The sequence below is a fragment of the Clostridium mediterraneense genome, from assembly GCF_900091705.1.
In the GTDB taxonomy this organism is placed as follows: domain Bacteria; phylum Bacillota; class Clostridia; order Clostridiales; family Clostridiaceae; genus Sarcina; species Sarcina mediterraneense.
Map to the genome: position 1 here is coordinate 2,510,300 of NZ_LT594785.1, position 25,204 is coordinate 2,535,503.

Annotated in this window: 24 protein-coding genes; 11 read left to right on the top strand and 13 right to left on the bottom strand. The window is 26.5% G+C overall.

Annotated features, from left to right (window positions below; genetic code table 11):
• Positions 1–128: 128 nt before the first annotated feature.
• Positions 129–491 (top strand): hypothetical protein, encoded by a 363-nt coding sequence (locus tag BN8917_RS13455; protein WP_066875199.1) that lies wholly within the window; start codon positions 129–131, stop codon positions 489–491.
• Between the two features lie 39 nt (positions 492–530).
• On the opposite strand, the gene BN8917_RS13460 is transcribed toward BN8917_RS13455, so the two are convergent.
• Positions 531–2,450 (bottom strand): FUSC family protein, encoded by a 1,920-nt coding sequence (locus BN8917_RS13460; RefSeq protein ID WP_066875202.1) that lies wholly within the window; start codon positions 2,448–2,450, stop codon positions 531–533.
• Between the two features lie 372 nt (positions 2,451–2,822).
• Here BN8917_RS13460 and BN8917_RS13465 point away from each other — a divergent pair, with 372 nt between their 5' ends.
• Positions 2,823–3,140 (top strand): hypothetical protein, encoded by a 318-nt coding sequence (locus BN8917_RS13465; protein WP_066875204.1) that lies wholly within the window; start codon positions 2,823–2,825, stop codon positions 3,138–3,140.
• 57 nt (positions 3,141–3,197) lie between these two features.
• Here BN8917_RS13465 and BN8917_RS13470 read toward each other — a convergent pair whose 3' ends face one another.
• From BN8917_RS13470 to BN8917_RS13485, 4 genes are all read right to left on the bottom strand, one after another.
• Entirely contained in the window at positions 3,198–3,815 is a 618-nt protein-coding gene (locus BN8917_RS13470) for a hypothetical protein (protein ID WP_066875207.1), read from the bottom strand.
• A 318-nt stretch (positions 3,816–4,133) separates the two neighbouring features.
• Positions 4,134–6,002, bottom strand: a complete 1,869-nt coding sequence (locus BN8917_RS13475) for an ABC transporter ATP-binding protein (RefSeq protein ID WP_084748668.1) — start codon at positions 6,000–6,002, stop codon at positions 4,134–4,136.
• The gene (locus BN8917_RS13480) at positions 5,989–7,728 is read right to left on the bottom strand and encodes an ABC transporter ATP-binding protein (RefSeq protein ID WP_066875208.1); all 1,740 of its coding nucleotides are present in this window, start codon (positions 7,726–7,728) and stop codon (positions 5,989–5,991) included. Before BN8917_RS13480 ends, BN8917_RS13475 begins: the two co-directional genes overlap by 14 nt.
• Before the next feature lie 39 nt (positions 7,729–7,767).
• Complete coding sequence (locus BN8917_RS13485; protein ID WP_084748670.1) at positions 7,768–8,211, bottom strand: MarR family winged helix-turn-helix transcriptional regulator; 444 nt, start codon at positions 8,209–8,211, stop codon at positions 7,768–7,770.
• Between the two features lie 198 nt (positions 8,212–8,409).
• Here BN8917_RS13485 and BN8917_RS13490 point away from each other — a divergent pair, with 198 nt between their 5' ends.
• Complete coding sequence (locus BN8917_RS13490; RefSeq protein WP_066875210.1) at positions 8,410–9,720, top strand: hypothetical protein; 1,311 nt, start codon at positions 8,410–8,412, stop codon at positions 9,718–9,720.
• Between the two features lie 599 nt (positions 9,721–10,319).
• On the opposite strand, the gene BN8917_RS13495 is transcribed toward BN8917_RS13490, so the two are convergent.
• Positions 10,320–11,621, bottom strand: coding sequence for an APC family permease (locus BN8917_RS13495; protein WP_066875212.1), 1,302 nt, complete (start codon positions 11,619–11,621; stop codon positions 10,320–10,322).
• Positions 11,622–11,742: 121 nt separating this feature from the next.
• Positions 11,743–12,474: a gamma-glutamyl-gamma-aminobutyrate hydrolase family protein gene (locus BN8917_RS13500; protein ID WP_066875213.1), complete on the bottom strand. Its 732-nt coding sequence runs from the start codon at positions 12,472–12,474 to the stop codon at positions 11,743–11,745.
• Positions 12,475–13,024: 550 nt separating this feature from the next.
• Here BN8917_RS13500 and rd point away from each other — a divergent pair.
• From rd to BN8917_RS13520, 4 genes are all read left to right on the top strand, one after another.
• Positions 13,025–13,183, top strand: coding sequence for a rubredoxin (gene rd / locus BN8917_RS13505; protein WP_066875215.1), 159 nt, complete (start codon positions 13,025–13,027; stop codon positions 13,181–13,183).
• Positions 13,184–13,339: 156 nt separating this feature from the next.
• Positions 13,340–14,164 (top strand): metallophosphoesterase, encoded by an 825-nt coding sequence (locus BN8917_RS13510; protein WP_066875217.1) that lies wholly within the window; start codon positions 13,340–13,342, stop codon positions 14,162–14,164.
• Between the two features lie 350 nt (positions 14,165–14,514).
• Entirely contained in the window at positions 14,515–14,814 is a 300-nt protein-coding gene (locus BN8917_RS13515) for a YciI family protein (protein WP_066875219.1), read from the top strand.
• Positions 14,815–15,214: 400 nt separating this feature from the next.
• Positions 15,215–15,430 (top strand): hypothetical protein, encoded by a 216-nt coding sequence (locus tag BN8917_RS13520; RefSeq protein ID WP_207644774.1) that lies wholly within the window; start codon positions 15,215–15,217, stop codon positions 15,428–15,430.
• Positions 15,431–15,504: 74 nt separating this feature from the next.
• On the opposite strand, the gene BN8917_RS13525 is transcribed toward BN8917_RS13520, so the two are convergent.
• Entirely contained in the window at positions 15,505–16,266 is a 762-nt protein-coding gene (locus BN8917_RS13525) for an SDR family oxidoreductase (protein WP_066875223.1), read from the bottom strand.
• Between the two features lie 188 nt (positions 16,267–16,454).
• Between BN8917_RS13525 and BN8917_RS13530 the strand changes: the two genes are divergently transcribed.
• A complete protein-coding gene (locus BN8917_RS13530; RefSeq protein WP_084748672.1) occupies positions 16,455–16,814 on the top strand; it encodes a winged helix-turn-helix transcriptional regulator in 360 nt (119 codons plus the stop codon).
• A 24-nt stretch (positions 16,815–16,838) separates the two neighbouring features.
• Here the strand turns inward: BN8917_RS13530 and BN8917_RS13535 are convergent, their stop codons facing one another.
• Both BN8917_RS13535 and BN8917_RS13540 read right to left on the bottom strand, forming a co-directional pair.
• Positions 16,839–18,194 (bottom strand): FAD-binding oxidoreductase, encoded by a 1,356-nt coding sequence (locus BN8917_RS13535; protein WP_066875225.1) that lies wholly within the window; start codon positions 18,192–18,194, stop codon positions 16,839–16,841.
• Between the two features lie 434 nt (positions 18,195–18,628).
• A complete protein-coding gene (locus BN8917_RS13540; protein ID WP_066875227.1) occupies positions 18,629–18,961 on the bottom strand; it encodes a hypothetical protein in 333 nt (110 codons plus the stop codon).
• A gap of 378 nt (positions 18,962–19,339) precedes the next feature.
• Here BN8917_RS13540 and BN8917_RS13545 point away from each other — a divergent pair, with 378 nt between their 5' ends.
• From BN8917_RS13545 to BN8917_RS13555, 3 genes are read left to right on the top strand one after another with little or no spacing between them, the layout of a single operon-like run.
• Positions 19,340–20,365, top strand: a complete 1,026-nt coding sequence (locus BN8917_RS13545) for an ABC transporter substrate-binding protein (protein ID WP_066875229.1) — start codon at positions 19,340–19,342, stop codon at positions 20,363–20,365.
• On the top strand, positions 20,365–21,408 hold the full coding sequence (locus BN8917_RS13550; protein WP_066875231.1) for a FecCD family ABC transporter permease: 1,044 nt from the start codon (positions 20,365–20,367) through the stop codon (positions 21,406–21,408). The genes BN8917_RS13545 and BN8917_RS13550 overlap by 1 nt, the downstream gene beginning before the upstream one ends.
• Positions 21,408–22,175 (top strand): ABC transporter ATP-binding protein, encoded by a 768-nt coding sequence (locus BN8917_RS13555; RefSeq protein ID WP_066875233.1) that lies wholly within the window; start codon positions 21,408–21,410, stop codon positions 22,173–22,175. Before BN8917_RS13550 ends, BN8917_RS13555 begins: the two co-directional genes overlap by 1 nt.
• 89 nt (positions 22,176–22,264) lie before the next feature.
• Here BN8917_RS13555 and BN8917_RS13560 read toward each other — a convergent pair whose 3' ends face one another.
• From BN8917_RS13560 to BN8917_RS13570, 3 genes are all read right to left on the bottom strand, one after another.
• Positions 22,265–23,176 (bottom strand): M14 family zinc carboxypeptidase, encoded by a 912-nt coding sequence (locus BN8917_RS13560; RefSeq protein WP_066875235.1) that lies wholly within the window; start codon positions 23,174–23,176, stop codon positions 22,265–22,267.
• A 190-nt stretch (positions 23,177–23,366) separates the two neighbouring features.
• Positions 23,367–24,413, bottom strand: coding sequence for a M14 family zinc carboxypeptidase (locus BN8917_RS13565; protein ID WP_066875237.1), 1,047 nt, complete (start codon positions 24,411–24,413; stop codon positions 23,367–23,369).
• 129 nt (positions 24,414–24,542) lie between these two features.
• Positions 24,543–25,193, bottom strand: a complete 651-nt coding sequence (locus BN8917_RS13570) for a TIGR00266 family protein (RefSeq protein ID WP_159426756.1) — start codon at positions 25,191–25,193, stop codon at positions 24,543–24,545.
• Positions 25,194–25,204 lie beyond the last annotated feature (11 nt).

Sequence of the window (25,204 nt, forward strand, 5' to 3'; positions counted from 1 at the left end):
ATTGTATTATAAATAATGATGATTTATTTATAATATAATTTAAATTAAATTAGAAATTTATCACAAATGAAAAAATAATAATAAACTTATATAATAAATTATTTAAAAACATGATATTAGGAGGAAAGATGTTAACAAAAATATTTGGTTCTAAAGATAATAAAGAAGAAATTGATAAAGATAAATTAGCTGAAGAAGAAAGAAGAAAAAAGCTAAAAAGATTTATGAGAAAAGCTACATTAGATGAAATAAGAAACCCTGGTATGTATAGAACTCTTATGAGAGTAAGAGATATAGCAGAAGATGGAGTACAAATTAAAAATTCTATAGATATTGAAAAATGGTTAAATAAACTTGTTTATAATAGAGCTCAAATAATAGATATCTATTGTAATAAGGATAAAAATATTATTAAAGAATATGTAGTTACTTACTGGGAAGTAGTTCCACCAAAAGATTGGGAAAGTAAAATACAAAATACTATACATTAAAAGGGTAGTCTCCAACTGGGACCACCCTTTTTTTATATTTTAGGCTAATGCCTCATCTATTTTCTTTTTAGAGTTATTTACATCTATCATTGATTCAATAAGCTCTGCTAAAGAAATATATGCAATTCTTCTTTTATTTAAATCAAAGTTTTCTTTTAATCTATCTTTTACAGATCTTTCAGGAATATTATAAATATCCTTATAAATATCTTTTAATCTTCCCTTTATATGCTCTAAATCTTCGTCACTACCAAGGCTATTAACTCTTTCTAGTGCTATATACATATTAACTGTAAATTCTCTTGTATATTCTATAAAATTATCTATCTCTTCATTTTTTAAAGCTGTATTATTTATCATTATCTTATTTTCCATACTCTTTGTTATTAATAAAGAAGAATTTATTCTATGAATTATATTATTTAAATCTTTTGCTTCCATAATACTCTTAATATTATTTCTACTAATATCATAATATCTATTTATAAGAGATTTAGTTTCTATATTTAAATCATACTTAAATATAAACATTCCAGCTAGATATGCTAATATATACCCAAGTATTGTATAGCCTATTCTGTACATTATAAGAGTACTTTCATCCTTTATACCTACAATAGATATCGCTGCCATTCCAAGTGAAAATACAGTAATACCTGCTGCCTTATATATAGGATCTTTAGCATTAAGCATTACAAAGAATCCAATAGCTAAAATACCCATTCTTATAGGTACTTGAGGAAGTAAAGCAAATAATACAAAGAATATTACTGCTCCTATTATAGTTCCATAAATTCTACCTACTCCAGCCTTCTTAGTATTTTCAACATAAGGTTGAGCAACTGACATTATAGTAAATAGAATCCACTTTCCATTTGGTATATTAAAGTAAGAAACTATAAAGTATATTACAGTAACTAAAATACTCATTCTAACAGCAAAAGTAAATCTTAAAGAATCTCTTCTAAAACTATGTTTTAAAATTTTAAATAAACTTGGTTTTTCAGTTATTATGTTAACCTCTTCTTCTATATCTAATCCTTTTTCCTTAAATCCCTTAATTAAATCAGTTAGAGTCTTTAAAGCACCAGATACATAGTAATTATTTGATAATTCTTTATTAGATTCAGCTATTTCTCCAAGCTTTTGCTCTAAAACTTTTATATCCTCTCCCTCTACTAGCTCCTTAGAAAATATCTTTAACATTTCATTTATATCTGAAAGAATATTTTTATACCCCTCATCTTTTAAATATAACTCATTAATTTCTAAGACTTGTTTTTCTAATATTTCTAAAAGAACTATAAGTCCTATTTGTCTATTTTCTGAATGAGTAAAATAGAAATTATTTTCTTTTCTCTCTAAAATACTAGAATTCCATGTTTTTATACTATCTCTAAAAGCTTTTTGCTCTTTTTTAAAGTCTTTTTTATCTACTATATTAGCTATCTCACTAACAAGTGAATTTATTGACTTTGTGGCATTAGGATATTTATATTTTTTCATCTTAGTAGCTCTAATTATTAATTGGATTACAATTACTAAAAATGCTCCAAATACAAGAGCTAAGGATCTTGGAATAATCTCATTTGCTGTTGTATGGAAAGTTAAAAGCATAAGATATGTTATTAAAAACCCAATATACATAGGCTTTTTAAGGTTAAATGTTGTTGTAAATATTAAAATAAATACCCAAATTCCATTAACAACTATACTTAAAAATGGATTAAGGGCAGATAAATATGCACAAACTACATTAATAATTCCTATACAGGCCAGCTTTATAAAATTCTTAAAAGGTGTTGCAGTTAAATCCTTACCTAAAAGCATAAGTGTTGATAACACAATAAGTATTCCCATAATAGCATTTTCTTTACCAAGTACCATTCCTGCAAGCTTCATAAATGCTACAATTACAATAAACATTACAACTACTTTTATAATGCTCTTTTTATTCATTAGTACACTTCCTTTCATTTTATTTATCTTTTGTTCTATCTATATAGTATAAACATAATGAATCTTTTAATAAATTAATTTAATTAACTAATAGAATACAAATACATATCAAAAATTACTAAAAGCTCATAAATTACTATATATTTCTGATACTTATATAAAAATAAGAAGAGTATTATATCTAAAAGTATATAAATTACTCAAACTATTTAAAACTCACATAGATATCTATTGTTTTCACTTTTAAAAAGAAGTTCACCCAAATTAGATAATATAATATTTCTCAAATTTCAAATATATAGTAAAATATCAATAAGTAAAATAAAACACTTATATTATTATCTGAATGTAATACCTAGAAAGGAATACGATATGAAAAAGGCCTTAAAAATAATATCTATAATATTATTAATCATTATATCAATTACTGTATTTTTCTACGCAAGGTACTTAAACCTTGATACTTATACATGGGATACTGATAATGAAATATTAACATTAGGAGAAAAACAATATAAAGGTGAATCACTCGATAGTTCAGTAGATTTAAAATTAGAAAAGAAAATAGGTAAGATTCAAGGAGAAAATTCCTCATTTAAGGTATGGTCTATTAAAGGAGAAAGTATTGATGACCGTATAGCTATTTATGGTTTTATGTTTCCAGCAGTTACATACAGTAGGATTAAATAGAGTATAATGTCCTAACTCTAAAATAAGGGGATATTAACATAGATATCATCTTATTATTTATATACCCCTCTTATTTTCAAAGAATTTATTTCCTTCTATATAACGCTTCTCTAAATATTCAAAATTAAATATATTAATAGGTGCTATAGAAATAACTCCCCAATATCGTTCTTCTACATCTCTATCTTCAGGGAAGAAAATACTCTTATTAAACTTTAAAGTTAAATTCACATTTAAATTTCTCACTTTTTTAGGATTAAATATTTCATATAAATCATCTTTTGAGCCTATTTTAATTTCAATAGTCTTATCTGTTTCTTTATAATTATTACTTACAATCTTTAATAAACTATTACTTCCATCATTAATATCAATATTTACTTCCTGCGCAGTCTCTAAAGGACTTCTAGTTTCTACTAAAAATCTTGCTTTCCCTTTATATTTTAATATAATCTTAGCTTCATGAGAATTTAATATAGTGAAATCTATAAACCAATCATCTTTTCTTGTTTTAAAATCCCCATTATACTCATTGAAACATTCTAAAGTCTTACCAGTATAAGTATAAGAATCTTTTTTATAAAAAATAAAATTATTAATAAAAATTAAAATACTAATCACTACTAATAAGACATACACTATATATTTAAAATTTTTAAATTTCTTAATCTTCATTAATATCCCCCTTAAATTATATTATCTAAATTATAATATAATTTAATTTAAAATCTTATTATTTCTTTAAAAATTTAATTTTGAATCATAAAGTTTTATAAACTATAAATTTTATTTATTTTTATAATAATTTATATTTAAACCATACTTATTATACATAGTTTATTTACACATAATTTATCTATTTATTGTATAATTATATAAATTTTATAATATTTATTAAGGGGGATAAATTATGAAAATAAAATATAAAAAAGAACCTATATAAATAGACTCTCTTTCAATATCTATAATATAGGTTCCTTTTTTATTTATATTTTAAACAGCTTCCCCATCTTCTGCGAATTGGCTATTATAAAGATCTGCATAGAATCCGTTTGCTTCTAGAAGCTCTTTATGATTACCCTTTTCTATTACATTTCCTTGTTTCATAACAAGAATTAAATCAGCATCTTTTATAGTAGAAAGTCTATGTGCTATAACAAAGCTTGTTCTACCTTCCATTAACTTATTCATTGCTTTTTGTATAAATACTTCTGTTCTTGTATCAACACTACTTGTAGCCTCATCTAAGATAAGTATTGATGGATTTGAAAGTATTGCTCTAGCAATTGTTAAAAGTTGCTTTTGACCTTGTGAAATATTTGAGGCCTCTTCATTAAGAATTGTATCGTAACCTTCTGGTAATGTTCTTATAAAGTGATCAGCATTTGCTGCTTTAGCTGCTTCAACTACTTCTTCAAATGTAGCATTTTCAACACCATAAGCTATATTATCTCTAATACTTCCATTAAATAGCCATGTATCTTGAAGAACCATTCCAAAAGTATTTCTTAATTCTTTTCTTGTCATTTCTCTTATATCTACATCATCTATCTTAATAGCTCCAGAATTTACATCATAGAATCTCATAAGAAGATTTATAAGAGTTGTTTTACCAGCACCTGTTGGACCAACAATTGCAACAGTTTCACCAGGTTTTGCTTCTATATTCATATCTGTAATAAGAATATTATCATCTGAATATCCAAACTTAACATTTTCAAAAGTAACATGACCTTTAACCTTATCAAGACTTATTGGATTTTCTGATTCCTTAACTTCTTCATTTTCATCTAAAAGTTCAAAAACTCTTTCAGCTGATGCAGCTGTTGATTGAAGTATATTTACAATGTTAGCAACCTGACTTATTGGTTGAGTAAATTGTCTTATATATCTTGTAAATGCTTGTATATCACCAATAGTTATTGTTCCACCAGTAACAAATAATCCACCTGCAACTGCTATTGCAACATAGGCAACATTATTTATAAATTGCATTAAAGGCATTATAATACCTGAAACAAATTGTGCTTTCCATCCAGCATTATAAAGTCTTTTATTTATTTCTTCGAATTCTTCTATTGAATTTTTTTCTCTATTAAAAGCTTTTATAATTTTATGACCTGAATAAACTTCTTCAACATGACCATTCATCTTACCAAGCTCTTTTTGTTGACTTCCAAAGAACTTTTGAGATTTTTTAATTATTGGTCTTGTACAAAATACACCAACTGGTAAAACTACTAAGCAAATAAGAGTTAACCAAACATTTATAGTAAGCATCATTATAGTAACTCCTATAATAGTAACTACTGATGTTATAAGCTCATTTAAACTTTGTTGAAGTGTTGAACTTACATTATCAAGGTCATTTGTAACTCTACTTAAAATATCACCCTTTGAGTTAGAATCAAAATATTTTAAAGGTAATTTATTTAACTTATAATCTACTTCTTTTCTTATTTTATAAATAGTATTTTGTGCAACTCCTGCCATTAAGAATTGTTGTAGATAAGTGAAGAATGCACTAAATACATATAAAAGAACAAGGAAGATTACTATCTTTGTTAAATAGTTAAAATCTATTGAAGCTCCTGGAACTCCTCTAAATTTTGCTATCATTCCATCAGCTATTTTAGTAATTCCAAGACCTAATACTTTAGGAGTAAGAACTGAGAATAATGCTCCAAGTACTGCCATACAAACAATAACTATAAGTCTGTATTTATAAGGAGCCATATATTTGAAAAGTCTTTTTATTGTTCCTTTAAAGTCTTTAGACTTTGTAGTAGCAACAAAATGTCCTTTTCCACCCATTGGGCCTCTACCCATACCAGCTTTATTAGAATTATTATTTGAGCTCATTTTCAATTTCCTCCTCTGACAGTTGAGATAAGGCAATTTCTTTATATAGATCACAATTTCTTATTAAGTCATAATGTGTACCAATTCCAACTGCTCTACCTTCATCAAGAACAATAATTCTATCTGAATCCTTAACAGCACTAATTCTTTGGCTAACAACTATAACTGCACTTTCTTTAGTTTCATCTTTTAGAGCTGCTCTAAGCTTTGCATCTGTTTTAAAGTCTAAAGCTGAGAAACTATCATCAAATACATATACTTCTGGTTTTCTAACTAAAGCTCTAGCAATAGATAATCTTTGTTTTTGACCACCAGATACATTATTACCACCTTGTGATATTGGATGTTTATACTTATCTTCCATATTTTCTATAAATTCAGTAGCTTGAGCTATGCTAGCAGCATGTCTTACTTCTTCATCTGTAGCATCCTCTTTACCATATCTAATATTTTCTTCTATAGTTCCACTAAATAAAACAGCTTTTTGTGGGACAAATCCTATTTTTTCTCTAAGAGATTCTTGAGTCATATCTTTTATATTAACCCCATTTAATAAGATTTCTCCTTCTGTTGTATCGTAAAATCTAGGAATAAGACTTACAAGTGTAGATTTACCACTACCTGTTCCTCCTATTATAGAAGTAACTTCTCCTGGTCTTGTTACAAAAGAAATATCCTTTATAACTGGTTCTTCTGCTCCAGCATAGGCAAATGAAACATGTTTAAATTCAATCATTCCTTTACCTTCTGATTTTTCTTTAGTATTTTCTTTATCATTAATTGAAGGTTCTATTGCTAAAACCTCATTAATTCTTGCTGCTGAAGCTGCAGCTCTTGGAATAAGGATGAACATCATTGCCATCATTAAAAGTGAGAACATTATTTGCATAGCATATTGCATAACAGCCATAAGATCTCCAACTTGCATACTTCCATTATTTATTTCTACTGCTCCAAGCCAAACAAGAGCCACTGTTGTTAAATTCATAATAAGCATCATAAGAGGTGAAAGAAGTGCTGTAATTTTATTAACTCTTATTGCTGTAGAAGTTAAATCTCCATTTGCACCTTCAAACTTTACGCTTTCAAATTCACTTTTATTAAAAGCTCTTATAACTCTAATCCCATTTAATCTTTCTCTCATTACAAGGTTTATTCTATCAAGTTTACCTTGCATTGATTTAAATAATGGTATTCCCATTTTTCCAATAATACTAATTGCAATAATAATTAATGGAACTGAAACTAAAAGCACCATAGATAATTTTGAATTTTTATTAATAGCCATGATAACTCCACCAATCATCATAAGTGGTGCTGTAATCATAAGCTTCATCACACTAACTGTAACATTTTGAACTTGAGTAACATCATTTGTTGTTCTTGTTATAAGAGATGATGTACCAACCTTATCTATATCAGCTTGTGAAAAGCTTTCAACTCTATTAAATATTTTTGATCTTAAATCTCTAGCAAAAGCTAGACTTACCTTAGATATTAAATACGTTGCTGCTATCATTGCAGCCGTACCTAGTAGTGTAACACCTATCATGTATACGCCAACCTTTAATATATAAGCATTATCTCCATTTATAACACCTTTATCTACTATGTCAGACATAAGATCTGGTAAATATAAATTAGCTATTGCTTGTATAAATAATAAGATTACTATACCAATAAGAGTTACTGTGTATGGCTTTAAGTGTTTATATAACTTTAGCATTTAATAACCTCCTATATTATAGATACATATAGTTTTAACTTATTTTTTTAAATTACAACTATGTAAATTTTCATTTATCTTTTTTAAGATATTTTTAAAATTTTCTTTTTCTTCATTTGTGAGTATATCAAAGAGTTCTTTATTGACACTCAACATTGCAAGTTTTGCATTTTCACAAGTTTTTCTTCCTTTATCAGTTAAATATAATCTTGATACCCTCTTATCTTCTGAGTCTTCCCTCTTTTCGATAAATCCGCCTTTTTCAAGCCTTTTAGCCATTACATTAACAGTAGCAGGCTGTATATTTAACTTCTCTGCTATATCTTTTTGTCTTTGTCCATCTTCATGTTTAAGAGCAAACAATAAAGGAGGTTGACCTGCATATAGACCTTCTTTTTCTAATATTTTTTGGCTACATCTAAAATGACACTTCATAGTTTTATGAAATTCACGATAAAGTTCATCATCAATTTTTTCATCCAAAATAATTAATCCCTCCCGCTTTAATTAGTCGACTAATTAAGTTTAATTCTTTCTATTAACTCTGTCAATCAATTCTTAAACATGTTAATTATTTCTTAATAATTAATCTTCCAAAATTTCTTATAATATAAAATTTTAACAAGTATTTAAAACCCTGTTTTTACTTGGCTTATATAATGAAACTAAGGGGTGATAAACTTGAATAAAAAAATTAAAATAATATTTGCTGTTGTTTTAGCTACAACTTCACTTAGCATTTTATATCAAAATACTAAAGCTAATTCCTCACTTACTGATGGTAACTTTAAAAGTAAAGTTTACTTAAGTAAAATCGTATCTAATGAAAATCCTGAGAACAATGAAGTCTTTGTTTTAAATAACAAAGAAATAAAATCACTTGGAAAAGATATTTATCCAAATATGATTGAATATTATGATAGTCTCAAAGGATATCTTGCAATCTCACCTGATTCTAATGAACTTAATCTAATTTACAATAATGGTAATACAAGATTTATAGCAGACAATATTATTGATTTTAAAGTTATCCAAAATACAATATATTATTTAAATTCAAAATCGGAACTATATAAATATAATCTTAAGAATAAAGAAACAGATTTTATTGATCAAAAAGTTTTAAATATAAATTCTCAAGATGACATCTTCTATTATTTAACAGAAGATAATAAATTAAAATTTATGATTTATGGTAGAGAGTTTCTATCTGTAGATACTAAATTATCAGCTTCCTTTGAAGATAATATAAAAATTAATAGACAAGAAAATAAGATTATATATCCTAAAGAAGATGGTATATATCTTTACTATATAAATAGAAAGAAAAATAATGAAGTTAAATTATCAGATAATCCTAGATTATATACTGCTGAGTTCTTAAAAGATGCTAGTATAGTTTTCTCAACCTACTCTGATAATAATCCAGAAAATATTGATATATATAGAAAAGTTGGAGATACTGAGCCAAAGCTTTTAAAGACTATACCTTTTGATTTTAAAACTCTATATTCAATAAGTGATGATTCTAAAGGAATAGTTTTTGAAGATAAAAATCTATATTATTTAAACTTTAAAGATGAAAAAATAACAGAAATGCATACTGAAGGTGAAATAGTTGACTATCACCTTTATAAAGATAAAATTGCTTTTGTTTCAAATGGAGAGCTTTTAAGATTAAGTTTAAACGATCCTTCTGATAAAGAAGTAATTGCAAAAGATATAACACCATTTAATACTGAAGTTATTAATAATGAATTAGTTTATCTAAATACTAATAAAGAGTTACATTACAAAAATGAACTAATCGCAAAAGATGTTTTAGAGTTCATAACACATAAAGATTATATAATTTATAAGACTACTTCTAATAATATATATATGACATCATCAAACCTAAAAACTTCTAAATTACTTGAAATTAATGGACAATCACTTAATTCTGTAAATGTTGATGATAAAGCTATCTCCATTTCGCAAAATGATAAATAATCCATTATTTTATTAATAAATTAATAATTTATAAAAAGTAGGAAATTTTATCCTACTTTTTTCTTTTAATCCATTAAAAAAATGTAATTGTAAACTTTTTTTAAACTTTATGTACAATTAAATAAAAGAGTCCTGTGAAAACGGTTATCCAGTCATAAAGCGGTTTAAGGGCAACATAATATTCAAAAATAAAATTAATATTTAATTTAAAAGTTACTTTTTTGTAATCTTTATGGTTTATAATCTAATTAATAAATAAAACAAAAACTTTTAATATATATAGAAAAATCAAATTAATAAATTCATAAAAATTAGGGGAGGTATTTATTATGTTAGCATTAGTAACAGGAGCATTAGTAGTAGGAGTAGTTGCATTAGTATCATTCGCAATTCCAAGTGGTGAAAAAGTAGATTTCTATGAACAATCATTCGAAAACTAATTTTATTTTTTAATTAATTTTTTATAATAAGCAATCATATTTTATTTTTTATTTTTAAAAGGCTGTATCAATAGATACAACCTTTTTTCATATAATAAAAATTACTCACATCGAAAAAAACTGCCTCATATGAGACAGTTTTTCTTTTCAAAATTTATGTTAACTTGCTTTTTCATCTTCTTTTCTATTACTATATTTCATAATAAAGTAAAGAGGTACTGCTATTACAAGTCCTCCAAGTCCCCATATTATATCTTTAAGGCTTGATTGTGTAAGTAACCAGATGCTTACTACTGCTGCTACTATTGGTATAACTGGTCCGAAAGGAATTCTAAATGTTCCTTTTAATTCTGGATTTCTTCTGAAAACAAGAATTGATAGACAAGTTGGTAAGTATTGAGTAAATCTTGATATTGAACTGATTACTGCAAGTTCTGTAAATGATCCTGATAATGCAATTGGTATTATAATTATTGTGCTAACAATTATTGCTACATAAGGAACTCCTTTTTCAGTTCTCTTTGACATTACCTTTGGTAGTAATCTATCATCTGATAAAGCTGTTGCTATTCTTGGTGTAAAGAATGATTGAGCTACATTTATTCCTGTAATTGAAACAAGTATTCCAAGACTTATAAATGCTGCTCCATATGAACCAAGGAATTTACCTGATGCTGTACTTACTGGTGTTAAGTCATTTGCAAGACCTGGTCCAAGCATTCCTATTGATACTACTTGAATAAGTGTATATACAAATGCAACTATTATCATAACTGTTACTATTGCTTTTGGTATATTCTTTTGTGGATTTTCCATATCTTCTGCACCAAGTGCTAAACTTTCAAATCCTGTAAATGAGAAGAAGATTAAAAGTGCTGCTTTACCAAATGAACCTGGTGTATAAACTCCATGTGGGAAAACAGGTGTAAAGTTATGTGCTTTTATAAAGAAAACACCTATTAATATAAATATTGCTATAGGAATTATTTTTCCTACTGTCGCTATATTTAAAATTATCTTTGTAAAATTAACTCCAAGTAAATTAATTATTGCTAATATTATAATAATTGAAACTACTATTATATCTTTTGTCATACCAGTCGCTGCGGCTGGATAAAATACTGATAATGCTGTTGTAAACCCAACTGCCATAGTAGCAGCTGCAATTAAACAGATAGCATATGTCATTATTCCAACTTCAAATGCTGCAAATTCTCCAAATGCCTTTTTGGTATAGACATATGCTCCTCCATTTTTACTAAAAATACTTCCTGCTTCTGCAAATGATAAGGCAACTGTAATTACAAGAATTGCATCAAATATGATAACTCCTATACTTGCAGGTCCCATAAGCTTCATTGCTTTGTTAGGTAATAGAAATATTCCTGAACCTACTATAGCATTAAAGCCAAGAAGTACTATACTCCAAAAACCTATTTTAGCTTTTTTACTTTTTTCCATTGTTGTTCTATAACCTCCTGTGGTTTTCTTTTGTTTAAAATAATCTCCCATTCCACAAAATAGCTATACTAACTTAAAACATTCCCTTAACTTTATATATTCTCTATATTAAATTTTTCAATTATACTCTTTTTATAAAATAATCAAAGAATCTCGCCATTTCTTTTCTTGTTTTACTTAAAGCCTCTGGATGCCATTGAACTCCCATCATAAATGGACCTTCCTTACTTTCTATTGCTTCAATTATTCCATCTTTGGCTCTAGCACTTACTTTAAAGCCTGGTGCTACATCCTTGACTGCAAGGTGATGGAATGAATTTACTAAAACTTCTTTACCAAAAATTTCGTAAAGCATTGTATTTTCTTCAATATCTAATTTATGGGTCGGATATTTACATAAAGCTTGTTGAATATGCTTTACTACTACTCCAGTAGTATTTTCTGCAAGAGAAATATCTTGATAAAGTGTTCCTCCATTTGCAACATTAAGAACTTGATGACCTCTACAAATCCCCAGTATAGGTAATTTGCTCTCCATTGCTTTTTCTACAAGATAAAATTCATATTCATCTCGTTCTGGTGAGATATCACTTAATTTTTCATGAGGTTCCTCATTATATCTAAGTGGATCAATATCATATCCTCCTGTAATAACAAGAGCATCAATCATTTCTATATATTGATCTAAAACCTCCTGATTAGTTGTGACTGGAATAATTATTGGTACTGCCCCTGCATCAATAATTGATTCATGATAATCTGTATATAATCTTATCTTTTTACAGTCATCAAAATATGGAATATTATCGCTAGTTACTAAATTAGCTGTTATTCCTATTATTTTTTTCATCATTTGTATAGCCCTCCTTTTTGAAATAGAGGCAAATAAAATTAAGTTAATCTTATTTTTCTCTACACCAAATTAATTATTACTTAATTAAAAAGAATTTTTTAAAATTTTTAAAAAATCCTCTTAATATATATTATTAATTCGGCTTTTCAAAGTATACACATATTATATTTTCAAATTGTTAATATAATGTGTACTTTATATTTTTTTATGTCAATTGAGAAAATTTAATGACTTTGCTAAAATTCCTTTAATTTTATTAATATAATTAAATATTAGTAATTCAAATATTATGAGAAGGTAAAATCAATAAGCTTAAATTATGTATATTTTCTAATAACTAGTTATTAAATTTGAAATATTATTATTATAATCCAATTTTATCAAGTGGTTATAGATAGTTACTTAGACTAATTTTCTTCTTTAAAAAAATATCTTTAAATTATAAAAAAATAATCTCCCCAAAATGTATTTTTAACTATATTGAATAATATTATATTTATGAAGGAAAGCTAGTTTAAAAATATTAATTATTTAAGGAGGCTAAGTTTATATGGATAAGTATGTATGCTTAATATGTGGTTATATTTATGATCCTGAAATAGGTGATGATACACAAGAAATAGCTCCAGGAACATCTTTTGAAGACTTACCTGATACATGGGTTTGTCCTCTATGTGGCGTTGGTAAGGATGATTTCGAAAAAGAATAAAAAAAGAGTATCTCAAAATGAAATTTTATTTTGAGATACTCTTTTTTTATTTAACTATAAAATAATATAAATTTAACAATAAAAAAATAATTTTTAACTTATAAGTTTAAATTAATGTATATAATAGTAAATATAAAAAATTAGGAGAATATTTGAATGAAGGATATAATATTTTTTTCATTTATATTATGTGGAATTATATATTCTACTTTTATAGAAAGAAAGCTTTTAATAAGTAAAAAATTTAATATAAAAAAAGAAAATATACAAAATATCAATACTAAAATAAAAGTAGTTCAATTTACTGATGTCCATCTTGGAAGATACTTTAGTTTAAAAGATTTAGAAAAAGTTGTGGATAAAATAAATTCATTAAATCCTGATATAGTTGTTCTTACAGGAGATTTAGTTGATAAAATGAAATTTTATCAACATAAAGAAGAAATTCCTAAAGTCTTATCTAAAATAAATAGTACGCTTGGAAATTTTGCTATATACGGGAATCATGATGCTTATCCAGGGAATAGACATAGTTATGCTAAGATAATAAAAAATTCTAATTTTACATTACTTATAAATGAAAATAAAAAAATAAAAATAGGTTCAAAAACTCTCAACTTAATGGGACTTGATGATATTTTTCAAGGTAAAATTAACATAGACAGTACAACAAAAGATATAGATAAAAATGATTTTAATCTTTTAATGCTTCATGAACCTGATTTAATAGATAAATTTAAGGGGCAACCTATAGATTTAGCAGTTGCTGGACATAGCCATGGTGGGCAAATTTATGTTCCTTTGTATGGAACAATATTAAATACTGAGTGTGCTGTTAAATATGATAGAGGTTTTCATTCTATTGGAGATAATAATCAAGATAAGATTAAGCTTTATGTTAATACAGGGATAGGTAGTACAGGTCTTCCTATTAGATTTTGGAATATTCCTAATGTAGTGGAGTTTAATATTGAATTTTAGAAAGTTAACTTAGGGAAGTTACTTTTTATTTAGATTTAGATATTAATATATTTCTCTCTACGAATGTCTTTAGACATTCGTAGAGATTTTATTTTAAAATTTTAGTAATTTTTAGAAATTTAGTCCTTTTATATATAAAAAATTATGTAGTAAAACCTATATTTCTAATTTATATAATCTAAAATTGAAATTATACTCATTGTCCCCTCTTCCTAAATACTAAATATTTATATTTAAGATAATATATTACCATAAATTCGAAAAATGCTATAATAAAATTAAATAAACATAATTTTAAAATAAAAAATATACAAAATTTTATTTATATATATTTTTAAAGGAGAACTAAAATGAAGAATTTTATAGTTGAAGGCATATTAACAAATCCTGATTTAATAAATGATGACATAATGAAACAACATATGGCTTATTCTCAAAAAGCTATGGATAATGGATTAATATTAATGTCTGGATTAAAATCAGATATGAGCGGTGGGTTATTTATTATGAGAGCAGAATCTAGTGAAAAAATAGAAACTTACTTAGCTAGTGAACCATTTAAAGTTCATGGAATACAAAAATATAAAATAACAGAATTTAATACTCATTACCTTAATCAATCATTAATAAATGATTTAGCAAATAATTAATAATCTAAAATTATAATAAAAAGCTGTGTTAAAAGAAATTTTAACACAGCTTTTTATTACTCTAAATTTTTACTTCTCTATAATTATTTCCTTACTAGATATAACAATTATACTTTGTATAGTCTTAGAACATTTTTACCTTTAAATTACATAACTTTAATCTAAATTTGAATTATCTTTAGTAAAATATCAAAAATATTAGCTATTAATATTATGCGAGTAAAAAATATAAATGATATTTTATAAATTTTAAAATGAATAATTTATTTATTTAAAATAATTTATTTAATATTTTTTTCAAGTTTATTTTTAATGATATAATATAGATATGTTATTTTTTTAAGGAGAGTTATAAAATATTATGGCAGCTTTACACCCAGTTACCCAAACAGTCCTTATATTGATTGGGTTATATATGCTTACTGCATCCGACTTAATTGTTACAAGCCTTCAATTGAAAAAGGCAACAGAAGATAATGCTATAGAAGAACAAACAAAGTTCAAGAAATCTTTAAATGAAAAGATAAACTTAAACTTCTTCTATATATCAATAATATTATTATACTTTATTGTTAACTTTGCTATATTTATGATAGGACATCATATAAGAAATTAAATTTAGATAAAAAAGAGCCTTGTAGAAATTATATATCTACAAGGCTTTCTTAATTTAACTAGCTAATTCTCTTATTAACGAGTAGTAAATCCTCCATTAGCTAATATTGTTTGACCATTAATGAACCAACCTTCTGTTGCTAAGAACTTAACTATTGGAGCTATATCTTCAATTTTTGTTAATTCTCCATTAAAGCTTTGTGCCTTTAAATAAGCTACTGTTTCATCTGTTTCTTGTTCATAGAAGAAAGGTGTATCCATTGGTCCTGGAGCCACACTATTAACTGATATTCCCATAGGTGCAAATTCTTTAGCAGCAGCACGTGTAAAATGTTCTATTGGAGCTTTTGCTCCTGCATATAATGAATAATATCCTGTAAATCCTGCTAAAAGTGATGTTAATACATTTATTATCTTTCCGCCCTTATTCATATGTCTCGCTGATTCTTGAATAAAGAAGAATCCAATCTTTGAATTTATATTAAATAAATCATCATATTCATTTTCAGTTAATTGATCAATAGGCTTTTTAACTATTTTTCCTACTGTATTTACAGCTATATCTACTTTACCAAATTTATTTTCTGCTTCTTCAAATAACTTCTTTATATTATTTATATTGCTTAAATCTAATTGAATTGAAAAAGCTTTTCCACCATTAGAATTAATATACTCTACTGTCTTATCTGCTGCTTCCCTTGTTGATGAGCTATTATAATGAACTACTACTTTAGCTCCTTCTTCTCCAAATGTTCTTGATATTAATCCTCCAAGATTTTTAGCTCCACCTGCAACTACTACTACTTTATCTTTTAAATTTGTTATCTTATAATTCATATCTATTTCTCCTTTGTTTATCTCAATACTTCGTCTCTATTTCTTAAACTAATTATATTTAAATAAGTTATATAATAAAAGAAGGCACTTTTTTTTCACCTAGTAACCTTTTATATACTAATATGTATTTAAGCCAGCTCAGGGTGATAGTTTATATATAAAATTAATAAAAGAAAGGAGCAAATACCATGAAACATATAAATGATGATGATCTTTTAAAAGAAATAGAAACTGACTGTTATCTAAATGTTAATGAAGCTATAGGAGTAATTGGAGGTAAGTGGAAAGTTCTAATTCTTTGGCATATAACAGAAAGAACAAGAAGATTTAATGAATTAAGAAAATTAATTCCTGATATATCTCAAAAGATGCTTACTAATCAACTTAGAGAACTAGAAAAAGATAACTTAATTTGTAGAACTGTTTATCCAGAAGTGCCACCAAGAGTTGAATATTCATTAACTGAATATGGAGGTACACTTGAACCTATATTTGATGCATTATATGATTGGGGAGAAAATCATATAAAAAGAAAATCAAAAAAATAGCTGCCTTAAAAAGACAGCTATTTTTTAATCTATTTTTATTGATTGCTCAAATTTAAATATATTATTAGGATCATATTTCTTTTTAATTTCTCTAAGTCTTGATATATTTTCCCCATAATATTCTGTTTCATAACTTTCTAATTCAGCTATTGGGAAAGCTATAAATGAACCTATTGTCATTTCTTTTATAATTTTAAACTTATCTACAATCCATTTTTTATTTTCATTTGCATATTGTGAATCTTCCCACACTGATTGCATTCCTAAGATAAATTCTGCATCTCTATAATAAAATGCTGTTTCATCCTTAGCTTTATCCTTTATTGCTCCACCAAGTCCATATAAAGTAAAAGCTGTATATTCTGAACCTTCTGCTACTTCATGTAATATATCAAGTATTGTTCTAATTTCATCTTTATTATATTCTCTATCAATAAATCTTCCTGTAGATTTATATTTTTCATAATCAGGATGATCATCTTGAATTTTTTTATTTATATCAAATACGCTCATATATTTTAAATTAAAGTTTATCTCTTTTGATAAATTCTTAAATGGAGCTAATACATTTTCTGCTTCTTCTTTTGAACCATAAAAGATACCTGTTACTAAAGCTCCTATACCTTTTATCTTTGAATTATAAAAAGCTATTTTAATATTTAATCTTCTATCAAGCTTCTTTAAATTCTTTTGAACCATATCAAAAATACTAATCATTTCTTCTTTTGTAGTATTCTTATATTCTATACTTACTAAAGTTCCGTTCTCTATTTTATCTAATAATTTAAATATCATTGAAGTAACTACACCAAAGTTACCTCCTCCTCCACCTTTTAAAGCCCATAATAAATCACTATTAATTTTTTCATTTGCAATTATTATGTTACCTTGCCCATCAACAATTTCAGCTTCAATTAAATAATCACATCCAAGACCAAAATATCTTGCTGAATACCCCCAGCCCCCACCAAGAGTATATCCTACTGCACCAACTGTTGGACAACCTCCACCTGGAAATGGATAATTATTAGAATTTAAAGCTTCATATAGTTCTCTATTTCTTACTCCACCTTCAATTCTTGCTATATTTTTATCTTTATCTAAAAATATCTTATTCATTTTACTAACATCTATAACAAGTACCCCATCACCAGTTGAAAACCCTTCATAATGATGTCTACCTGATCTTATCTTAAAAGGAATAGAATTTTCTTTTGACCACATTATTGCATTACTCACATCTACTGTATTGTGACAATAAACAATAACTAAAGGTGATTTCTCAATAGCTCTATTCCAAGCTAATGTATGTTCCTTATAATCTTTATGACTTTGAAGAACTACATCTCCAGTCAATTTATTATAATTTAATTCTCTCATATTTATATAACCTCACTAATATCTTAGTAATAATCTTTAAATTGAATATATACTTAAAATTAATTTTAACATAAAGCAATGTTTATTTGTGTATATTAAATTTTATTTAATTAACAAATAAATAAAAATAATATATATATTATAAAGATAACAAATAATACTAGCCTTATTCTTAAATGCTAAAGTAATCAGGAAAATTCCTCATAAATATCAAATAAGATATTAATAATATAGATTTTTAAATCTACTATAAAATAATAAAAAAAGACTATCTTTTTAGATAGTCTTTTATATTACAAATAGTGCGTTATGGTTTTAAAAGATAAGCTAAGTTCAAATGATATATCATTATCACTACTTGTCCTAAGTTAAGAGTTATTTTCAAAGATTCTCTTTTAAATAACTCTTAGCTTAATTAAAATTAACTTTTAAATTTAGTGTGTATGTGCGTGTTCTTCGCATCCACAGTGACATACTTCTTTTGCATGTTTGTGTTCATCACATCCACAATTGCATTCTTCTTCATGATGATGATGAGTTTGTCCATGTGAATGAGCATGTTCTTCACATCCGCAGTGACATACTTCCTTTGCATGTTTATGTTCTTCACATCCACAATTACATTCTTCTCCATGGTGGTGATGAGCTTGTCCATGTGAATGAGCATGTTCTTCACATCCGCAGTGACATACTTCTTTTGCGTGTCTGTGTTCTTCACATCCACAATTACATTCTTCTCCATGATGATGATGCATTTTATTTTCCATAACTAACACTCCTTAAAATCTATTTAATATTTTTTATTTTCTGTTTTCTATATTTATATAATAAAATAAAAGTAAAATAATTTCAATAAAAAAATTTTATAAAAGTCAAGTCCTGTTAAATGAAAATATATTTAAAATTGATATTATATTATTTATTGATAAAGCATTATCAATAACTTTTTTTGAAATAATATTAACCAAAATGCTTTTTAATTATCAATTTAATAAAAACATTAATTTTTTTAATTTTTTTATATATAAATTTATTATTTTTATTATTAATTTCATAATTATTACTTTATTTACATTTAATTGAATTTAATATAACATTATTATCAGTTATTAATTTAAAAATAAAATTTCAGGGGGATAAATTTTATGAATAAAAGAGCAAGATTATTAATTGCAGGATTAACAATAGCTATGGCAGGTAGCTTTGGATTAGTAGGTTGTACATCAAAGGCTAAAGAAGAGAGCACTAAAACAGCAGTAGAAAGTAATAAATCAACCTTTAAAGAATATAGCTACACTTATAATGACGGAAACAACAAACCAGTAGAAGTAAAAGTTACAAAAGCTCCTCAAAGAGCAGTTACCCTATCTCAATTTATGACAGAATCTTTATTAGCACTTGGACTTGAAGATAGAATGGTTGGGACAGCTTTATTAGATAATGAAATATTACCAGAATATAAAGAAGCATATGAAAAAATACCCCAACTTCAAGTAACAGATGGACACGATATATCAAAAGAAGGTTTCTTAGCTCTAAAGCCTGACTTTGCTTCAGGTTGGTTACCATCATTAGATGCTAAATCAGTTGGAGCTCCTGATGAATTATATAACAACTATCAAGTAAATCCTTATGTACTCTCATCTTTAAAAGGAGATGCTACTATAGAAAATGTTTATAAAGATTTTGAGGAACTTGGAAAAATATTTGATGTCGAAGACAAAGCAACAGAAGTAATCAATAAAATGAAATCTGAAGTAAAAGCTGTAGAAGAAAAAATTAAAGTATCTGATAAAAAACCATCAGTTTTAGTTTATGATTCAGGAGAGAAAGATGCTTTCGTTGTAGGAAGTGGTTTTGCAAATAATCTTATAACTCTTGCTGGAGGAAATAATATATTCTCAGATTTAAAAGATCAATGGGCTACTGTTTCATTTGAAAGTATAATAGCTAAAAATCCAGATGTAATTCTTGTTACTACTTTCTTAGCTGATTCAACAAATGTAGATAAGAAAATTGAATTCTTAAAAACAAATCCAGCTTTTAAAAATATAAATGCTATTAAAAACAATAATATTCATGTAATTGAGCTTGCAGATTTATCCCCAGGAATTAGAACAGCTAAAGCCATCACAGAAATGAATGAAGTATTCTATAAGGATGCTAAATAATGAATTTTATAAAAAAACACTATAAAATCTGTATTTTAAGCTTAATTATTATTCTTATAATAAGCATGATACTTGGTATAGCTGTTGGAAGCACCTACATAGAATTTAATACAGTTTATAAATCAATTATAAATAAAGTTTTAGGAAATAATTTATTTCAAGTTAATTGCGATGTATTAGTTGAAAATATTATATTTGATGTAAGAATGCCTAGAGTATTTCTAGCTGCTATTACTGGAGCAGGACTTGCTATTAGTGGTATCTTGATGCAATGCGTTACAAAAAATTCAATAGCTGATCCTTATATTTTAGGGATTTCATCTGGTGCTTCATCTGGTGCAGTTTTTGCAATTGTTCTTGGTGGTACAGTTCTTGGAGTAACAACTGGAGCATTTTTAGGTTCTATCTTATGTGCTATTTTAGTTTTTATCATTGGTACCCAGTATGGAAGAAGTTCATCTATAACAAGACTTGTTTTATCAGGTCTTGCTATGTCAACAATATTCACAGCAATAACAAACTTAATTATTTATTCAGCAGAAAATTCAAATCAAGCGAGGTCTGCTATGTTTTGGATAATGGGAAGTCTTGGTGGTGCTAGATGGAATAACTTACTTTTACCTTCTTTAGTATTACTAATATCATTAATAATAACAATACTTCTATCAAACTCTCTAGATTTATTGTTATTTGGTGATACAAGCGCTATTGTTCTTGGAATGAACATAAAATTTATTAAATCAGTTATTTTATTACTTGCAACATTTTTAACTTCCGTTTTAGTTTCAATTACTGGTGCTATTGGTTTTATTGGCCTTGTAGTTCCTCATATATGCAGAAGTATTGCAGGTACTACTCATAAAAAAATATTACCTTTATCAGCATTAATAGGAGCAATATTTTTAGTAATATCAGATATAGTATCTAGAGTTATATTCTCTCCAAGAGAACTACCTATAGGTATTATTACATCAGTAATTGGTGGACCATTCTTTATATGGCTGATTGCTAAAAATAATTATTCATTTGGAGGTAATGAATAATGAAATTAAAAGTTAAAGAACTTGAATTTAAAATAGCTGACCAACAAATTTTAAATGGTATAGATTTAAATATAAAAGAAGGTCAATTTGTTGGAATAATTGGGCCTAATGGTTCTGGAAAATCTACATTATTAAAAAATATCTATAGAGTATATAAACCATCTAAAGGTAATATATCTCTAGAAGGTACTGATATAGAAACAATGAAGTCAAAAGAAATTGCTAAGAAACTAGCTATTCTTTCTCAAGAAAGTTCAACTCAATTTGATTTCACTGTTAAAGATATAATAAAAATGGGGAGATATCCTTATAAATCTATGTTTGAAGATTATTCAAAAAAAGATATGGAATTGGTTAATGAGATAATAGATAAATTATCCTTACAAAATCATAAAGATAGAAGTTTCAACACTCTATCAGGTGGAGAAAAACAAAGAGTTTTGATTGCTAGAGCTTTAGTTCAAAATACTGACTTTATGATTTTAGATGAACCAACAAACCACTTAGATATAAGATATCAAATCCAACTTTTAGATATAGTAAAAAACTTAGGAATAACTGTACTTGCAGCACTTCATGATATAAATATAGCAGCTTTATATTGTGATTATATTTTAGTTATGAAGGATGGAAAAATTATCAAGAGAGGTACTGTTGATGAAATTATTACTTCAGAAACTATTAAAGAAGTTTATGGAGTTAATAGTTACATCACTGAAAATCCTATAAATAAAAAAAGACAAGTTTTTTATATGAGTAATATTTAAAACTCGTAATAAAATTCAAATATATAAATAAAAAGTCAATTCAAACAAAAACAGACTAGCTTATATAAGCTAGTCTGTTTTGTTTAATTTTAAAATTTATAATTATCTATAAGATTTTCAACTGCATTAACCATTTTTTGATTATAATCTTTTTTCTCCATATCTTCTGCATTTTCAGGCTTTGGAAGTTCTACAAGAACTGATCTTGCTCCCTTATCTTTTGCATATCCTACAAAATATCCACCATCATATACATGTATAAATTTATTCTTTAAATCAAATTGCTCATCAAAATACTTAGCCACTCCAGTAAATCCATAAGTTGCATCAAGCCATCCGTGAGTATCTACAACTACAACATCTGGACTAATAGTCATTAATTTATCTACAAGATTTTTAAGTGCCACTGCTTCTGGAGCCTCAAATGGCTTATCTCCAGTTTTATTTCTTGGATCTGTATATACTTTAAAATTACCTGTAAAATCTCTATTTATATCAATACTTTTAGATATTTGACATCTACCTGGTCCATTATTAGTATAACCATCTAATAATCCATCTGGATTGGCTGATGGAATTATATAAACGCTCCATCCATTAAGCCCTTTATCTTGACTATCTTTTGCTGCAAGTTTTGATATTAGATTTTCTGCCATTTTTACGAGTTGATATCCATCTCTTGGCCACCCATCTTCAAATCCATGAATTGCAAAAGTCATAAGGAGAATTTTATTTCCATTACCTATTTTATAATAATAAAGAGGTCTCCCCTCTCCACTTTTCCCATATTGAACTTTAGTTACATTACTAGGTTCATTTAAATCATTAAAATTTTGTGGTATGGATTGATTTAAATTCATATTTTTATTATCTTGTGAAATTATATCATTTTCTAATTTCGCTTGTTTTTCAGTAGTTTTTATAAATATAATATAAGCTAAAGCAAGAACTACAACTACTATTATTCCAATAATTATCGAGTTTTTTATCTTTTTGTTCATATTATGTCCTTTCCTTCTAGAGTAATATTTCAAACTCTTCCAATTTTATTCTCTAAAAAAGGCATTTAAATTACAAATAGTTAGTATTACCATTTGTTAACTATTTATTCACACTTTATCAACAGTTTATTAATATAAGTATAATAAAAAAGGACTAACCCAAATATAAGCTAGTCCTTTTTTATTACATTTAAAATTGATAATTATCTATAAGATTATCAACTGCTTTAAACATTCTTTCATTATATTTTCTATTTTTCATATCTTGAGGATTTGCTGGTGGTGGAAGCTCTACTAGTACTTCTCTTGCCCCTTTTTCTCTAGCATACCCTGCAAAATATCCACCCTCATAATTTTTTACTGGCTTATTATCTAAATAAAATTGTTTATCAAAATAACTTGCAACTCTAGCATTTCCATAAGTTGTATCAAGCCATCCATGAGTATCTACTACTACAAGATCTGGACTAATATCTAATAATCTATTTACAAGTCCAGCTAAAGCTCTAGCTTCTGGACTTTGAAGTGGCTTAAATCCTGTCTTATTTCTAGAATTATTAAAATGAATAAAATTACCTGAAAAATCTCTATTTACATCAATTCCCTCAGAAACTTGACATCTACCTGGTCCATTATTAGTATATCCATCAACTAATCCATCTGGATTAGATGTTGGTATAACATAAACTGTCCATCCATTTAAACCACCATCTTCGTCTTCTTTCTCTGAAAGATGAGATATTATATATTTTGCCATATTAACAAGTTGATATCCATCTTTTGCCCAACCATCTTCATAACCATGAATAGCAAAATTAAGAAGAAGAAGTTTTTTACCATGACCTATTTTATAATAATAAAGTCCTCTACCTTCTCCACTTGTTCCATATCTAACTTTTGTTACATTATCAGGAACAGAAAAATTATTTAAACTACCTATTACTTCTGTTGAAGATTTAGTTTTTTCTTTATTTTTTTCAGCTTGCTCTTTCTTTTCTTTAGCAGCTTCTTTTTCTTGCTCTAGTTTTTTAGCCTGTTCCTCTTGAAATTCTCTCTTCTCCTGTACAGGTGTAACTACATTATCTTTTTGCTGATTCTCCTCAGCTAAAATTTGCTGTTGAAGACTCTCTGCTTTAGCTTTTTTCTTTTGTGTTGCATCGAATGTCATAAAAGCTAAAATTATTGTAACAATAATAATTATCGCACAAATAATTGAATTTATGATATTTCTTTTCATTAGTTAATCATGTCCCTTTCCTATGATTTGTCAGTCTCCCTTTATTTTACTACTAAAAAAAGTTATTTTTATGACAAAATTATCAATATTGAATTTATTTTGGACATATTACATCTTTTTATCTTAAAATCAAGTTCTAGGTTGTCCTAAATAACTTGGATTCTTTGTTTGATACCATACTTCTCCAGGACCTGTAAATTTCATAACATATCCCTCACCACCAGTAAGAGATGCTATTCCAGTAGATATCATTTCAACAGAATATTTCATATCCGAATCTCTTAAAATAATATGATTAGTATCAACTATAAATCTTTCTCCAACTTCTAATTTTTTATATAAAATAGCTCCATAACTTGCAAGACAAAGTGTTCCTCTACCTTCTGCTTCAACTTGGAATATACCTTCCCCTGAAATTAATCCATTTACTCCCTTATTCTTTGTAGATAATTCAATTTCTCCCTCTGAAGCTAGAAAAGTATTTTGACCTAGCATATATTTTTTAGTACCATCCATTTCTTTAAACATAATATCTCCCAAGAAATGTGAAGATAATATCAGTTCACCATCTGTTTTGGCTCTAAATTCTTGTAAAAAAATAGATTGTCCTGAAAACATTCTTCCAAAAGCTTTCTTAAAGCCTCCTGATTTTATTTTCAATTCAAAAGTATCTGTCATAGATACCATAGCATCACTAGCTACAATAAATTTCTCACCTGCAAAAGCAGTTATTTTTAAAACAGCATTTGCATCACTACATAACTTCTCTAACTTACTCAAAGTAACTCCCC